Origin of the sequence: Neptuniibacter sp. QD72_48, from assembly GCF_047778065.1 — a bacterium.
In the GTDB taxonomy this organism is placed as follows: Bacteria; Pseudomonadota; Gammaproteobacteria; order Pseudomonadales; family Balneatricaceae; genus Neptuniibacter.
On sequence record NZ_CP180547.1, the window covers coordinates 801,487 to 815,789 of the forward strand.

A 14,303-nucleotide genomic window follows, 5' to 3' on the forward strand; every position below is an offset into this window, starting at 1 on the left:
ATGAATAAGATTCTGATTAGGGTTTTATATTTTTTTATAAAGGCGCTGTTCACTTCTGGTTCTCTATTCTTTGGGGCTATTAGGCCTTTAAAGGCTTGTTGGAATGTTTTTGGCTGTTAATTAGTTGCTTGGAAGAGGGAGTAGGTTCCTCCCTCGCAGAAAATAGTAGAAGTGATTGCTGTTATCTGCCTACACCGTAGTAAGTGAACCCTAAGCTTTTTAATAGCTCTTTATCAAAAATGTTTCTGCCGTCAATGATAAGCGGTTGGTTCATCTGATTGAGGACTTCATTATAGTCAGGGGACCAGTATTCAGGCCATTCGGTCAGTAATAGAAGACCGTCGCTGTCTTTGAGGGCATCGTATGGGTTTTCGAAGTAAATAAGATTGCGCTGATTGCCAAAGTGCTCTCGGATGTTATTCATAGCTTCTGGGTCGTGTATCTGTAGGGTGCAGCCTTGTGCTAGTAACGTATCTATTACTTTGAGGCTTGGAGAGTTGTCTATACTTGCCGTACCTGATTTGAATGAGAGGCCCCAGAGTGTAATTGTTTTTCCTTGAAGGTCGCACGAGTAATGGCGCCATAGCTTTCGGAAAGGTTGTTCTTTTTGCTTTTCATTTTCAGTCAATACAGTATCAAGCAATTTTGAATTTCGGGCTTCGGTCATCAAATCTGATAGCGCTTCAATATATTGTTGAAAATGTAAACCGCCAAACCCGCAACCAGGATGGAGATAGTGAGGCCCTATGCGAGGGTCTGTAATCATAGCTTCTCGGATAACTTCTATATCAACTTCTAGTTGATCGGCAAGATTGGCAAGCTCATTAATGTAGCCTAAACGTAAAGCAAGCATTCCGGTGTTCGCAAATTTTGTGAACTCAGCTTCTTTACAAGACATGATCATCCACTGTTTTACCGATTGGCTGAAAGGGCGCATTAGGGCTTTGATATTTAGTAAAGCCCAATCATTTGTGCAGCCAAGTATAATGGTTTGTGGCGATTTGTAATTATCTAAGGCTGAGCCTTCTGCGAGCATGTCAGGTATGTAGCTGATAACTTGGTTGTTTGCTTCGTTTAGCTGGCTCTGTAACTTATCTGAACTACCTACACCGAAATTAGATTGGTTAATTATCAGGAGATTAGAAGAATGTTGATCGCTAAGGCGGTTAACTAATCGTTCAGCTGTTTTGAATTGATCTGGGTTAAGCGCAAGAATATGGTTTGAAGCGTGAGCAATACCATCAGTATCGGAGCCTATAGTGAGTCGGCCACTGTGTTGAGCATCGGAAATAAGTTGTTCGAGGTTGGGTTCATTGCTTACTTTGAACTCAAGGTCTTGTTCGTTAGGAAATTCATGTTCATTAGGGACCAATAAGATATTGTTGCCGCTTTCTGCGAGAGCTGCCGCAGAGGTCCATGCTAGAAGTTCGTTACCCCAAATGGTGATTTTCATTTTACCTCTCCCTTGGACGCAATGTGGCTGAGTAGGCCGTTTGTAGAGCTATCAAAGTTAGGTTTGCCGCTATTGGTGTCAAACGCATTTAACAGAGAAGTGGCTACTTTTTTACCAAGTTCTACACCCCATTGGTCAAATGGGTTTATGTTCCAAATTACGGATTGGACGAATACTTTGTGCTCGTAGAGTGCTATCAGTTGTCCAAATGTGAAAGGTGTTAGTTCATCTAGCATGATGGTTGTGCATGGCTGATTGCCTTTATAGCGTTTATAAGCTGGAGCACTTGCTGCTCCTTGAAGAACAGAGTCTCCGAGCGCAAGGATTCTCGACTGAGCGAGGCAGTTTGCTAAATTAAGTTGGTGCTGATGTTGTAACTCAGAATTGCCGGTTTCATGATACCGGCGTGCGGATACAATAAAATCACACATGACAGCCTCAGTTCCTTGATGGAGTAGTTGATAAAATGCGTGTTGTGCATTTGTTCCGACTTCTCCCCAAAGAATGGGGCAGGTTTTATAGTTTACGTTGTTGCCATTTCTATCGACAGATTTTCCGTTACTTTCCATCTCAAGCTGTTCGAGGTAAGCAGGTATGTGACTTAGTCGTCCGTCATAAGGAAGGATGGCATGAGCATTAATATTTAGAAAGTTGATATTCCATATACCTACCATCGCAAGCAAAACTGGTAGGTTTTCCTCAAAGTCGGTAATTCTGAAATGTTCATCCATTTCATGTGCGCCGGCTAGAAGTTCTTTGAACCCCGACATTCCTAACTTTAATGCAATTGGGAGGCCTATAGTTGACCACATGGAATATCGCCCACCTGTCCAATCCCAAAATTCAAGTTGATTGCTTTTTGGAATGCCCCATTCAAATACTTTATGCGGGTTGGCGGATACTCCGATAAAGTGACGTGCTACCAGAGTTTCCTCGCTTCCTGAATTGCTTGCTTGTTTTAACCATTCTTTAGCTGTTTGCGCATTAGCCAATGTGTCTATCGTTGTGAATGACTTGGATGAGATGATGAAAAGTGTGCGCGCAGGATTGAGCTGGTCAAGTAAGTCTGCGAGTTGGCTGCCATCCATAGACGAAACAAAATGGACTTTTATTTTGCGAGCAATATTGGGGCTATTCTCCGATAGCGCTTTGCACGCCATAAATGGACCTAAATCGGAACCGCCTACGCCAATATTTACAACAGTGTCAATTGAATGGCCTGTATAACCTCTCCATTGCCCAGAATGAATTCTTTTAACGATTTGTTCCATTCGAGCTAGGTTGTCATGCACTTCGGTTACAATATTTTTACCTGCTAAAGGTATAGAAAAGTTCGCTGGAGACCGCAGTGCTGTGTGTAAGGCGGGCCTGTCTTCAGAATCGTTAACATGCTCTCCTTGGAATAATTTTGATATCCAATCGGAAAGTTGTTTTTCCTCAGCTAATTTTATTAGCAATGATTTAGTTTCAGGCGTGATTCTTTGTTTGGAAAGATCGAGTAGTAACTCTTGCTGCTCAAAAGTAAATTGATTAAAGCGATCCGGCTCCTGTGTGAACAGTGTGCTTATATGTGATTGAGACATATTATTGGCATGGCATTTGAGGCTGTCCCATGCCGCGGATTCGGGTGATGACATCAGTGTTCCTTAGTTTGTGCTAATCGCTAATCCAGTATTTTACCCATCATTTTTGTTTTGGGTGAAATATATCCTTGGATATCTCTGATACAACTGGAGGTATCTTTCTTTTTGAGCTTAGTCCCCTAGGGGTTAAGCAAGGCCCTTACTTTTAATTACTCGGTAAGTGGGCGTCTAGCGTTGTTTTATAAAGCTAGGCGCCTCTCGTGTTGGCCTTTAAAGGTTAAGCTCTTTTATAAAGCTTTTAAGGCTGTCAGCGGTTTCAGTGTGCTGAAGACCGTAAGCAACATTTGCTTGCAAGTAGCCAGCTTTATTCCCGCAGTCGTAAGTTTTCCCGCTCATGTGGAATGCTTGCAGTTTACCTTCTTGAAGGTAGTCAGCCATTGCGTCTGTTAGTTGGATTTCTCCGCCTGCACCAGGCTTAGTGTCCTTCAATAGCTCCATGATGCGAGCAGGGAGTATGTAGCGGCCATTGATTGTGAGGTTTGAAGGTGCTTCATCAATTGGCGGTTTCTCTACCATGCGAGAAATATCCGCGGATTGTCCGGCAGAAATATCAATGCCTGAACAATCAACTACACCGTAGCGGTCGACGTGTTCCATAGGAACTGGCTCAACCATGATTTGGCCGCAACCTGTCTTTTTATATGTATCTACCATCGCCGATAGGTCGGCTTGCGGCAGACCGTGGCAATTAATAAGCATATCTGGGAGTAAGACCGCGAAGTCTTCATTCCCTATGATTGGTGCAGCGCAAAGAACGGCGTGACCTAAGCCTAGAGCTTTGTGTTGACGAACAGCACTGATGGAAACATCCGATGGAATAATGTTTTGGACTGATTCTAGGATGGCTGTTTTTCCTTTACGCTCTAATTCGGCTTCGAGTTCGTAATGGCAATCGAAATGGTCTTCTATAGAGGCTTTGCCTGAACGTGTAACCAATACTATATCTTTAATCCCTGCGGCTACAGCTTCCTCAATAACGTGTTGTATCACAGGTTTATCTACAACGGGCATCATCTCTTTAGGAATGGCCTTACTTGCTGGGAGTACTCGTGTGCCTAAGCCCGCTACGGGGATTACAGCTTTGGTTACTTGATTTGACATCCTTTTGTGTGTCCTCTGAGTGTTAATTCCATAAATGTTAAATAGTAACATGGCTTTGTTACAGTAATTAAGATAATTAGTTAAAGCTGCTACTCTTTTTTGCAGGTGCGAATGCGAGATTTGCTGTTGGATTGTGTGTTAGAATGATCGAAATTTATCCATCAGTCCAATGGCTTGGCGAATAGCAAATACTCAGAGATGGATAGTGGAAAAGGAAAGGGATGATATTCCATGGAAAATTTGGCTCGCAAGCATCGCTTTATTGGTTGTACATTTACTCTCTTGGCTAGCTTTATGGCAGCTGCCCCTACTTTTGCTATTGATCCAGCTCCTGCAAAACTAGGGCCTCTTCAGGTAATTCCTCAGTTTAATGTCCAGGTTGGGCATGATGATAATATTTATTCTACGGACTCAAACAAAGTTGATTCAGTCATTACTGTGGTTAATCCTTCTGTTCAAGCTGTTTTGGAAAAAGGCCTAGATGTTTATAGCTTGAATTATGCTATTAAGCATGGAATTTATGAGAATGATTCTGCAGATAATTATACGGATCATGATCTGTCTGCTCAGGCTTATTTAGACTTTAATATCCGTAACCGTTTGGAATTGTTAGCTCGGTACCTAAAGGCCCATGAAGACAGAGGGTCTGGTCTTAATCAGGGTTCGAATGCTACAGCTAATGCTGCGCCAGTCGAATATGATGTAACTACTCTATCTGCGAAATATGGTTTTGGCGCGCAAGATGCTAAGGGGCGGATCGAAGTCGCAGCGGAGTTAAATGATCGTGAATATAGTAATTTTCGAAGCCAGACTGCAGCTAAAGATCGAGAAAGTTCAAAAGTTACCGGCACATTTTATTATCGGGTAATGCCTAAAACGTCTCTATTATTCGAAATTGAGCATGAAGAGATTGATTATGATCTTGCTTCTGTGACTTTAGATAGCTCAGAAACCGAATATTTGGTGGGTGCTACTTGGGATGCAACTGCAAAAACCACGGGTATCTTCAAAATAGGTTATGCGGAAAAAGATTTTGATTCAGCGTCACGTGAAGATGATGATGGTATTAGCTGGGAATTGGCCGTTAACTGGGCACCCAAAACATATTCTGTCGTTAGTTTTGTAACAAGTAGGGAAGAAGAAGAAACTGACGGTACTGGTAACTATATAGATACAACTAGCTGGAACCTAGGTTGGGAGCACGATTGGGGTAATCGAATTATTTCCCGTGTGGGATATGGTCAGTCAGATAGCGATTATGTTTCTAGTAGCCGTTCTGATGAATCGGAAATTTATGGTGTTGGTGTTACTTATCAACTGCAGCGCTGGTTGGACCTAGGGCTTGATTATTCTTATTCGGATCGGACTTCGAATCAGAGTGGTCTTGATTACGACAAAAATGCTGTTTATTTCACAGTACAAGGTTCTTTGTAATCCGTCCTGAATAATTGTTGTAAGGATTAATTGTGTCAAACGTATATAAAATTTTTGCCTGTGCCTTTTTTCTGCTTAGTGCTTCCTTTAGTAAAGCCAATGATCTGTCTGATTACCCTTTGGGTGCGGGGGATCTTTTGAGTATCACCGTATTTGGTGAAGAGGATTTAAGTTTAGAAGTGCGTTTGAGCGATGCGGGCACTATTTCATATCCGTTTTTGGGAGAAATTAGCACTAATGGTTTGAGTACGGGCGAATTAAGTGAAGTGATTCGCTCTAAATTAGCAGATGGTTATTTAGTCAACCCAAGTGTCAATGTTGCAGTAATAGAATACCGACAATTCTTTATTTATGGCCAGGTGGAAGAGCCCGGCGCATATCCTTATCAGCCGGGGCTGACCCTTCAGAAAGCGGTTGCGCTTGCGGGTGGTTTTACTGAACGAGCCTCGTCGGACAAGTTTTTTGTTGTAACGGAGCAACAAGCAAATAAAGACCCTATTAAAATCGATATCAATCATCCGGTTACCCCTGGAGACACGATAACGATCGAAGAAAGTTTCTTTTAATTCCCTAGTGAGCTTTCCAAACGGATTTGTATATGGATAACAAGCAAAACGCTGCATTTGACCGCTTAATGCAAGAAGACGTTATTGACCTCCGAGAATATTGGCTAACGATTAGTCGGCATAAATGGGGAATCATAGGCTTTGCCTTTTTGGTAACTTTGCTCACGATTCTTGTGGTTTTCTCTATGAAACCGGTATATCGGGCTACTGCCACATTGTTAATTGAGGCTCAGGAAGCGCAAGTTGTCTCTATTGAAGAGGTTTATGGTTTAGAGTCCGGGAATCAAGAGTATTTTCTGACTCAGTTTGAGATTCTGAAGTCGAGAAAGCTTGCTGAATCGGTAATGCGCAAGCTGGATCTAGCTAATCATCCTGAATTTAATGAAGAACCGACTTTTTCTTTTAATTGGCGAGAATTATTGCCACTAGAGCTTCCGGGTGGGGTTATTGAACCATCTGAAGAAGATATATTTCAGAAAAAATTAGATCTATTCCGTCAAAAAATAACGGTCTCTCCGGTACGTAAAACTCAGCTTGTAAAAGTAACATATGAGTCATATTCGCCTGTAATGGCTGCAGAAGTCGCTAACGCAATTGGTCAGGCTTACATAGAAAGTAACCTAGAGGCTAAGTTGGAAGTGACTATGCAGGCTTCTACTTGGTTGAGTGATCGTCTTGGTTACTTGCGTGATGAATTAAGAGTGGCTGAGAAACAATTGCAAAATTACCGAGATCAGGAAGGTATTGTCGGTGAAAAAGGTGGTTTGGATATTGCCTCTAAAGAGCTAGATCTTGTTTCTACCAAGCTTGTTGAATCTCGAAGAGATCGTCTGGAATTGCAAGGCGTTTATGACCAAATCCAAAAAATAGGTAAACGCAATCCTCGTAAATTAGAGTTACTTCCAGCTGTGCTGCAGCATCCTTTGGTTCAGACAATGAAGGAATCTGTAGCAGAGAAGCAATTAAAAAAATCTGAACTAGCTAAGCGATATGGTAGCAAGCACCCAAAAATGGTAGCTGTGAATTCAGAATTGAATATTGCCTACCGTTCTTTAAATCAGCAAATTATCTCTGTGGTTAATGGAATCGAAAACCAATATAAGGCAGCGTTGGCTAGTGAGAAGTCCCTAGAGAATTCTTTGGCAACGACTAAAGGCAGTATGCAGGATCTGAGTCGTAAAGAGTTTAAATTGCGTGAATTGCAGCAGGATGTCGATACCAAGCGAGCTCTGTATGATACTTTCTTTACTCGCTTTAATGAGACGAGTGCGACAGGTGATTTGAGAACTGCTAATGCACGAATAGTAGATCCGGCAGTAAAGCCTCAGCTGCCAGCAAAGCCAAACAAGAAATTAATAGTAGTATTAGCATTTGTTGTAAGCGTTATGTTTGGTGTTGTTTTTGCCTTCCTATTGAAAGCGTTAGATAACACGGTTAAAACTGCAGCCGATATTGAGGGTAAGTTGGGTGAAACAATGATGGGTTTATTACCATTGTTAAAACGCAAGGATGTTAAACACCCGAGTTATAGTGAATATCTGGAGGACTCTCAATCCGCTTTTGCGGAATCAGTTCGTACTATTAGAACGGGTGTGGTGTTGTCTGCTTTAGATAATCCACATAAGGTGTTGGCTGTCACCTCAACTATTCCTGGTGAGGGCAAAACATCAACAGCGATCAATATGGCTTATTCATTAGGGCAAATGGAGCGAGTATTGCTTATTGATGCAGATATGCGTAGACCTTCTCTTGCCAAAGCGCTGGGTTTTGATCATAAATTACCAGGATTATCTAATTTTGTGGCGGGTACCTCAAAGCTAGAGGATTGTATTCATCATCATGAAGCTTCGGGTATCGATGTTTTGACTGCAGGTATTATTCCTCCAAACCCGCTTGAATTATTGTCTTCTGAGCGTTTCGCAAAAGCACTAAGTGTGCTTGAAACTAAGTATGATCGTATCGTTATAGATACTGCACCAACGCAAGCGGTAAGTGATGCGCTAGTGCTTGCTCCAAAAGTTGGTGCGATGATCTACGTGGTTAAGGCTGATTCAACCAGTTATCAACAAGCCAAAGCTGGTTTGAAGCGATTGAAAGATATTAATGCTCCACTCATCGGTGTAGTGCTAAATCAGGTGAATACCAAAAAAGCGTCTAAATATTATGGGGCTGATTATGGTGGGTATTACGATTCCTACGGTTATACAGAGGAAAGCAAGAGCGCAGCATGATTGATCTGCATTGCCATATTTTGCCCGGTATCGATGATGGAGCCTCTTCTTTAGAAGAGGCTCTTTCGCTTGCTCGTATTGCTGTAGCTGATGGCATTACACATATGGTCTTTACGCCCCATGTTCATCCTGGTCGGTATGACAATAATGCTCAAACTATTCAGCCTGTATTTGAGCAATTTCAGCAAGCGCTTGTGGATAATGATATTCCTTTAGTGGTTATGCCAGCAGGAGAAGTTCGGTTGTCCGTTGAGGTTTTAGCTATGTTTACCTCCGGGCAATTACCATTCCTTGGTGAGTGGGATGAAAAAAAAGTGATGCTATTGGAGCTCCCGCATAGTCATGTACCGCCAGGTACCGATAACCTAGTGAAGTGGCTTTTGGATCGCGGTGTGCTACCAATGATTGCTCACCCAGAGCGAAATAAAGGGTTTATTGCGGATGAGCGTAAATTGGCACCTTTTGTTGAGATGGGGTGTTTGTTTCAGCTGACGGCTATGTCAGTGACTGCTGATTTTGGGCAGAAGGCTCATGAGTTAGCTTTGAGGATGCTAGAAAATCAATGGGTTACAGTTCTTGCTAGTGATGCGCATAACGCAAACTATAGGCCGCCGATCTTATCAAAAGCGTTGGAAGCTGCAGCTGAAGTCATTGGTGTGGAAGAAGCGCGGCGTTTGGTGTGGGAAAACCCGGCTCGTATCATTGGTATAAATTAGATTTTGAAAGGGTTATGTCAGTTAAATCACCACTAATAAAATTATCAATTGTTATAGGCCTGCTTTTCTGTGTCATGGGTATTTATATGGCTGCGTCTTGGGCGATGGGTGATTTGTATGGTTATAAGGCCCGTTATGCGATTGAGTCTTGGCAAGAGGAGCGGACCTTGCCTGATTTGAAAGTAATAGACGAGGCTCTCGCCGATGCTGACCGAGCTTTATCTTGGGAAAGTGAAAACCCTGAGTATCATGAGCTTAAGGCTAGAGCCTTATATTATAAGGCCTTAGTGAAAGGGGTGGATGGCCTAGGGAGGGCTTACCTTGTAAGCGCTAAGCAGTCTCATGATACTGCTGCGCAGTTAAGGCCTCGATGGCCCTATACATGGGCTAATATGGCTTTAATGAAAGCTTATCTTGGTGAGTTTGATGAGGTATTTGATCAGGCCTTAGTTAAAGCTGAAAAATATGGCCCTTGGGAGCAATCTGTTCATCTTACAATTGCGCATACGGGGGCGATGTCATGGCCAAATTTGTCTGTAGAGCAAAAGAATATTATTGCTGCAAATGTCTCTCGAGGGTTAAAGCATAATTTTAAGGGTATGGCGCTTAACTTAGATGCATATAAACGACGCAATCTGATTTGTGCGTATATGCATAGAGATGAAAACCAAAAAAGGTTTTGTAGATAGCTTTACGCCCTCTAGTCAGTTTTCTACTGACAATTCTTTAATTGTCCGGATTTAAAATAATGCTAGGATGCTCAATCTAGTTCTATCGTAGAGTTAAATATGGATCTGATTGAGCCTTTTTTTAAGGTGTTTCTTCTTATTTTTCTAGCTGAATTTGGTGATAAAAGTCAGCTGGTTTGTATGACCTTATCGGCTAGATATAAGCCTGTCCCGGTCTTAATAGGTGCGGTGACTGCGTTTTCAGTTTTGAATCTGTTGGCCGTTTTGTTTGGCGCAACTATAAGTGCCTATCTTCCTCAAACTATACTATTTGCTCTAGTCGGCACGCTGTTTTTGGTATTTGGTGTTCAGTCCTTACGTGCTGAGGATGATGAAGAGGAGGGTGATCTTAAGATCGGTAAGCACCTGCTTCTGTCTGTATTTGTATTAATATTTCTAGCTGAGTTTGGCGATAAAACGCAGTTATCTATAGCGGGTATGTCTGCTGTAGAGAATGCATGGATTGTTTGGCTTGCGGGAACATCTGCGTTGTTGGTTACGACGTTGCTGGGAGTTTGGTTGGGGCAATTCTTACTTAAACGTCTGTCCATTATTTGGATTCATCGAGCGGCCGGTGTGTTATTTATTGGTTTTGCTTTAGTGGCTTTTTGGCAGTTAGCACAATTGGTGATGTAGATATGATCCAAGGTTTTCTTATTTTGTTGGTATGCCAGTTGGTTGGGGAACTCATCGTTACGGCTGCAAGTGTGCCTATTCCTGGCTCAGTGGTTGGCATGGTTTTGTTGCTGGTAGGGTTGATTATTCGGGGCGAGGTGCCAGAAGGGCTGCGTGTAACGGCTGAGGGGTTGCTGAAAGTGCTGCCATTGCTTTTAGTGCCAGCAGGTGTGGGGTTGATGAACTATTTTGGAGTGCTTTCCGATTATTGGCTTGAGCTGATGGTATCGTTATTTGTAAGTACTTTGATAACCATGTTTGTTGTGGCTTTTATGTTGAAGGTGCTCTCGAAAGAAAAGGCGAGTGCTAAGCAGGATTTAGGAGATGATGATGCTTGAGTTGTGGTCTCATTTTCAAACATTTCCAGTACTTTGGCTTGTCGTGACGCTAGTAGTTTTTTTATGTGCGTCCTGGATAAATGCAAAAGCAGGAAAAACGCCGTTTTTACATCCTGTATTGGTATCACTCTCACTGATTATTGTTGTTCTAAAACTAACTGAAACGGACTATGTGACCTATATGCAGGGTGGGCAGTATATTCACCTGTTATTGGGTCCCGCGGTTGTAGCATTGGCGGTCCCTTTATATGACAACCTCGCGACTGTGAAGCGATTGCTTGTGCCTTTACTGGTAGGTTGTGTCGTTGGGGCTATTGTTGCCGCGAGCTCAGCAATTCTCATCGGTGTTGCTTTTGGGTTGAGTGATGAGCTGCTATTAACTTTGGCACCTAAGTCTGTTACTTCCCCTATCGCAATTGCGGTAGCAGAAAAAATGGGCGGTTTTCCTTCTTTGGCTGCTGGACTTGTTCTTATTACAGGTGCGATGGGGTGTTTAATCGCACCGTTTGTTTATCGTCTGCTAGGCATTAAGGATGAGGCTGTAAAAGGCTTTGTTTTAGGTGTTGGTGCTCATGCGATGGGTACTGCATTTGCTTTTGAATACGGAATGGTTGCAGGTGCATTTGGTGGCTTGGCTATGGGAATGACGGGGGCATTTACTGCGTTTATGCTACCGGTTTTGGTGCCTTTGTTGGGGTTGTAGTTGCAAGAGTGTCTTATCGCGGTAAGATGCCGCTCCTACAAAGAAAGCTTTATTGGAGGAGGTGCATCTTACACCGAAATTTATTTAGTCTAGAAACTTATCCTACGATACAGCCTAAAAGTGAGCATCTCTGGGAGTCGTATCTGCGCTGAAAAAAACCTTTCTAGCTGTATTGTACTTTATCCACTGAATTGAAATGTTTCCTAGTAACACCCCTCCTTATGTTGCATTTGCTAAATGATCCTTTCGCCGGTAAAGTTCGCGCAGGTTAAAAAGTAGATCAAATTGGCAAATCTCATGACTCCATTAGAAAGATACAAGCAAGACCTCAAGCGCGATGATTTCTCTTATGATCCAGCCCAAGAGATGGCTGTTGAGCATCTTCAGCGTTTATATGACGATCTTGTAGCGGTTAAGGCTGAAGAGCCTAAAGTCGGTTTAATGGGGCGTTTGAAGAGTAAGCTGAAAAAACCGGAGCCGAAAGAGCCGGTTAAAGGTTTGTATTTCTGGGGTGGTGTAGGTCGTGGTAAGACTTACCTGATGGATACTTTTTACGACAGTCTTCCGTTCGAACAGAAGATGCGTACCCACTTCCACCGTTTTATGCAGCGTGTACATGCAGAATTAAAAGAGCTGGATGGTACGGCTAACCCACTAGTTGAGATTGGCAAAAAGTACGCACAAGAAGCTCGAATTATCTGTTTTGATGAATTCTTTGTTACAGATATCACTGATGCCATGATTCTGGGCGGCTTGCTGCAAGAATTATTCAAGAACGGTGTGGCTCTAGTGGCGACGTCCAATATTGTGCCTGATGGATTGTACAAAGATGGATTACAGCGCGCTCGCTTCCTGCCAGCGATTGATATGCTAAATCGTTACACAGAAGTTGTGAACGTTGATGGTGGTGTTGACTATCGTTTACGTGCTTTAGAGCAGGCAGAGCTTTACCACTATCCGTTAGATGCTGAAGCGGATAAGAGTTTAAACCGCAGTTTTGAAAGTCTTGCGCCAGATCTAGAAGAGGTGGTTGAAGCCGAGGTTCTGGATATTAATGGCCGTGATATGCAGACACGCCGCTGTTGTGAAGACGTGGTTTGGTTTGATTTTAAAGAGCTTTGTGAAGGTCCTCGTTCCCAGAATGACTACATTGAGCTGGGCAAGATATTCCATGCAGTGATGGTGGGTAATGTGCCGCAGCTGGGTCGCTCAAATGATGATGCTGCTCGTCGCTTCATCAATATGGTCGATGAATTCTATGATAGTGGCGTTAAGTTGATTATCAGTGCTGAAAAGCCAATTCATGAAATTTATTCAGAAGGGCGTTTGGAATTCGAAATTGAGCGAACTCAAAGTCGTTTGCTTGAGATGCAGTCGCATGAGTATCTGGCTAGAGAGCATAGAGCTTAAGCTGTAGATAATGTTTTTAAAAGATGTGCTTTTATAGCGCATTTTTTATATGGGTGTGGAGCAAAGCTGGTTTTGAGTTGTTGCTGATTTTGGACTGTTATTAATTGGTTTTTACTTGCAGTAAGGAATGCGCATATATATAATGCGCGCTCCCAAGTTTAGGCTTGCTTAAATTTTGGGCAGAAGAGAGTTGCTCTAATCAATTTGGAGCAACAAATAATTATAAGTCAGATCGGGCGATTTTATTAATAAAATCAACGAGATCTGAGTAAAGTTGAAAGGCTATACAGATGAAAACATTCGTCGCTAAGCCAGCCGAAGTAAAACGCGACTGGTACGTTGTTGACGCAGAAGGTAAAACTCTGGGTCGTCTGGCTACTGAAATTGCACGTCGTCTACGTGGTAAGCATAAGCCAGAATACACTCCACACGTTGATACTGGTGACTACATTGTAGTTGTTAACGCTGAAAAAGTAGGCGTTACTGGTAACAAGCGTAAAGATAAAACTTACTACCACCACACTGGTTTCCCAGGTGGCTTGAAAGAAGCTTCTTTCGAGAAGATGGTAGAAACTTTCCCTGAGCGCACTATCGAGCTTGCTGTTAAAGGCATGCTGCCAAAAGGTCCACTAGGTCGCGCTATGTATGCGAAGCTGAAAGTTTACGCTGGTGCAGAGCATCCGCATCAGGCTCAGCAGCCTAAAGAACTTAACGTTTAAGGGGAAGGATAATCATGTCTACTACACAGTATTACGGTACAGGTCGTCGTAAAACTTCTACAGCACGTGTTTTCCTGCGTCCAGGTACAGGTGCTATCACTATCAACAACCGCACTATCGAAGAATACTTCGGTCGTGAAACTGCGCGTATGATCGTTCGTCAGCCTCTAGAGCTTACTAACAATCTTGAAGCGTTCGACGTTGTTGTTACTGTTAAAGGCGGCGGCGGCTTCGGTCAAGCTGGCGCTATCCGTCACGGTATCACTCGTGCACTAATGGAATTTGATGAAACGCTTCGTCCAGCTCTACGTGAAGCAGGTTACGTTACTCGTGACGCTCGTATGGTTGAACGTAAGAAAGTTGGTCTACGTAAAGCACGTAAGAAGCCACAGTTCTCCAAGCGTTAATTCGATATCTTTTTCGAAAGATTTTGGATTCAGAAAAAGCGCCTGCCCCTTTATCGGGGTGGGCGTTTTTTTTGCACTGCGTTATATCAATACATTGGCCTAAAGTACGGCGAAAAATAAGTAATTCACCTTGTAAGAAAGGGGTAATTTCTTTACTATTTGGGCCATTTTTAAGATAC

Annotated in this window: 14 protein-coding genes; 11 read left to right on the forward strand and 3 right to left on the reverse strand. The window is 42.8% G+C overall.

What is annotated here, in order from left to right; translation table 11 throughout:
* Window positions 1-181 precede the first annotated feature (181 nt).
* From ACMXYX_RS03440 to galU, 3 genes are all read right to left on the reverse strand, one after another.
* On the reverse strand, window positions 182-1,453 hold the full coding sequence (locus ACMXYX_RS03440; RefSeq protein ID WP_415906490.1) for a nucleotide sugar dehydrogenase: 1,272 nt from the start codon (window positions 1,451-1,453) through the stop codon (window positions 182-184).
* Window positions 1,450-3,090 carry a glucose-6-phosphate isomerase gene (pgi, locus tag ACMXYX_RS03445; protein WP_415897590.1) on the reverse strand — a complete coding sequence of 547 codons (1,641 nt, stop codon included), beginning with the start codon at window positions 3,088-3,090 and terminating at the stop codon, window positions 1,450-1,452. Before pgi ends, ACMXYX_RS03440 begins: the two co-directional genes overlap by 4 nt.
* Before the next feature lie 216 nt (window positions 3,091-3,306).
* A complete protein-coding gene (galU, locus tag ACMXYX_RS03450) occupies window positions 3,307-4,197 on the reverse strand; it encodes a UTP--glucose-1-phosphate uridylyltransferase GalU (RefSeq protein ID WP_415906491.1) in 891 nt (296 codons plus the stop codon).
* A 231-nt stretch (window positions 4,198-4,428) separates the two neighbouring features.
* Between galU and ACMXYX_RS03455 the strand changes: the two genes are divergently transcribed.
* From ACMXYX_RS03455 to rpsI, 11 genes are all read left to right on the forward strand, one after another.
* Window positions 4,429-5,631: an outer membrane beta-barrel protein gene (locus tag ACMXYX_RS03455; protein ID WP_415897592.1), complete on the forward strand. Its 1,203-nt coding sequence runs from the start codon at window positions 4,429-4,431 to the stop codon at window positions 5,629-5,631.
* A 32-nt stretch (window positions 5,632-5,663) separates the two neighbouring features.
* Complete coding sequence (locus ACMXYX_RS03460; protein ID WP_415897593.1) at window positions 5,664-6,197, forward strand: polysaccharide biosynthesis/export family protein; 534 nt, start codon at window positions 5,664-5,666, stop codon at window positions 6,195-6,197.
* Between the two features lie 32 nt (window positions 6,198-6,229).
* Window positions 6,230-8,428 (forward strand): GumC family protein, encoded by a 2,199-nt coding sequence (locus ACMXYX_RS03465; protein WP_415897594.1) that lies wholly within the window; start codon window positions 6,230-6,232, stop codon window positions 8,426-8,428.
* Entirely contained in the window at window positions 8,425-9,144 is a 720-nt protein-coding gene (locus tag ACMXYX_RS03470; protein ID WP_415897595.1) for a tyrosine-protein phosphatase, read from the forward strand. The genes ACMXYX_RS03465 and ACMXYX_RS03470 overlap by 4 nt, the downstream gene beginning before the upstream one ends.
* Before the next feature lie 86 nt (window positions 9,145-9,230).
* Window positions 9,231-9,833, forward strand: a complete 603-nt coding sequence (locus ACMXYX_RS03475) for a hypothetical protein (protein WP_415897596.1) — start codon at window positions 9,231-9,233, stop codon at window positions 9,831-9,833.
* 99 nt (window positions 9,834-9,932) lie between these two features.
* Window positions 9,933-10,508, forward strand: coding sequence for a TMEM165/GDT1 family protein (locus ACMXYX_RS03480; protein ID WP_415906492.1), 576 nt, complete (start codon window positions 9,933-9,935; stop codon window positions 10,506-10,508).
* A gap of 2 nt (window positions 10,509-10,510) precedes the next feature.
* The gene (locus tag ACMXYX_RS03485; RefSeq protein WP_415897598.1) at window positions 10,511-10,885 is read left to right on the forward strand and encodes a CidA/LrgA family protein; all 375 of its coding nucleotides are present in this window, start codon (window positions 10,511-10,513) and stop codon (window positions 10,883-10,885) included.
* Window positions 10,872-11,588, forward strand: coding sequence for an LrgB family protein (locus ACMXYX_RS03490; RefSeq protein ID WP_415906493.1), 717 nt, complete (start codon window positions 10,872-10,874; stop codon window positions 11,586-11,588). Before ACMXYX_RS03485 ends, ACMXYX_RS03490 begins: the two co-directional genes overlap by 14 nt.
* A 297-nt stretch (window positions 11,589-11,885) precedes the next feature.
* Window positions 11,886-12,998 (forward strand): cell division protein ZapE, encoded by a 1,113-nt coding sequence (gene zapE, locus ACMXYX_RS03495; protein WP_415883618.1) that lies wholly within the window; start codon window positions 11,886-11,888, stop codon window positions 12,996-12,998.
* Window positions 12,999-13,288: 290 nt separating this feature from the next.
* Complete coding sequence (gene rplM, locus ACMXYX_RS03500; protein WP_415883619.1) at window positions 13,289-13,717, forward strand: 50S ribosomal protein L13; 429 nt, start codon at window positions 13,289-13,291, stop codon at window positions 13,715-13,717.
* 14 nt (window positions 13,718-13,731) lie between these two features.
* Window positions 13,732-14,124 carry a 30S ribosomal protein S9 gene (rpsI, locus tag ACMXYX_RS03505; RefSeq protein WP_286239726.1) on the forward strand — a complete coding sequence of 131 codons (393 nt, stop codon included), beginning with the start codon at window positions 13,732-13,734 and terminating at the stop codon, window positions 14,122-14,124.
* Window positions 14,125-14,303: the final 179 nt, after the last annotated feature.

Bases quoted from the DNA above. Each gene is read 5' to 3' on its own strand.
- rpsI (WP_286239726.1), top strand. From the start codon at position 13,732: ATGTCTACTACACAGTATTACGGTACAGGTCGTCGTAAAACTTCTACA.
- ACMXYX_RS03485 (WP_415897598.1), top strand. From the start codon at position 10,511: ATGATCCAAGGTTTTCTTATTTTGTTGGTATGCCAGTTGGTTGGGGAA.
- ACMXYX_RS03470 (WP_415897595.1), top strand. From the start codon at position 8,425: ATGATTGATCTGCATTGCCATATTTTGCCCGGTATCGATGATGGAGCC.
- rplM (WP_415883619.1), top strand. From the start codon at position 13,289: ATGAAAACATTCGTCGCTAAGCCAGCCGAAGTAAAACGCGACTGGTAC.
- ACMXYX_RS03465 (WP_415897594.1), top strand. From the start codon at position 6,230: ATGGATAACAAGCAAAACGCTGCATTTGACCGCTTAATGCAAGAAGAC.
- pgi (WP_415897590.1), bottom strand. From the start codon at position 3,090: ATGTCATCACCCGAATCCGCGGCATGGGACAGCCTCAAATGCCATGCC.
- ACMXYX_RS03475 (WP_415897596.1), top strand. From the start codon at position 9,231: ATGGCTGCGTCTTGGGCGATGGGTGATTTGTATGGTTATAAGGCCCGT.
- ACMXYX_RS03490 (WP_415906493.1), top strand. From the start codon at position 10,872: ATGATGATGCTTGAGTTGTGGTCTCATTTTCAAACATTTCCAGTACTT.
- ACMXYX_RS03440 (WP_415906490.1), bottom strand. From the start codon at position 1,453: ATGAAAATCACCATTTGGGGTAACGAACTTCTAGCATGGACCTCTGCG.
- ACMXYX_RS03455 (WP_415897592.1), top strand. From the start codon at position 4,429: ATGGAAAATTTGGCTCGCAAGCATCGCTTTATTGGTTGTACATTTACT.
- ACMXYX_RS03480 (WP_415906492.1), top strand. From the start codon at position 9,933: ATGGATCTGATTGAGCCTTTTTTTAAGGTGTTTCTTCTTATTTTTCTA.
- zapE (WP_415883618.1), top strand. From the start codon at position 11,886: ATGACTCCATTAGAAAGATACAAGCAAGACCTCAAGCGCGATGATTTC.
- galU (WP_415906491.1), bottom strand. From the start codon at position 4,197: ATGTCAAATCAAGTAACCAAAGCTGTAATCCCCGTAGCGGGCTTAGGC.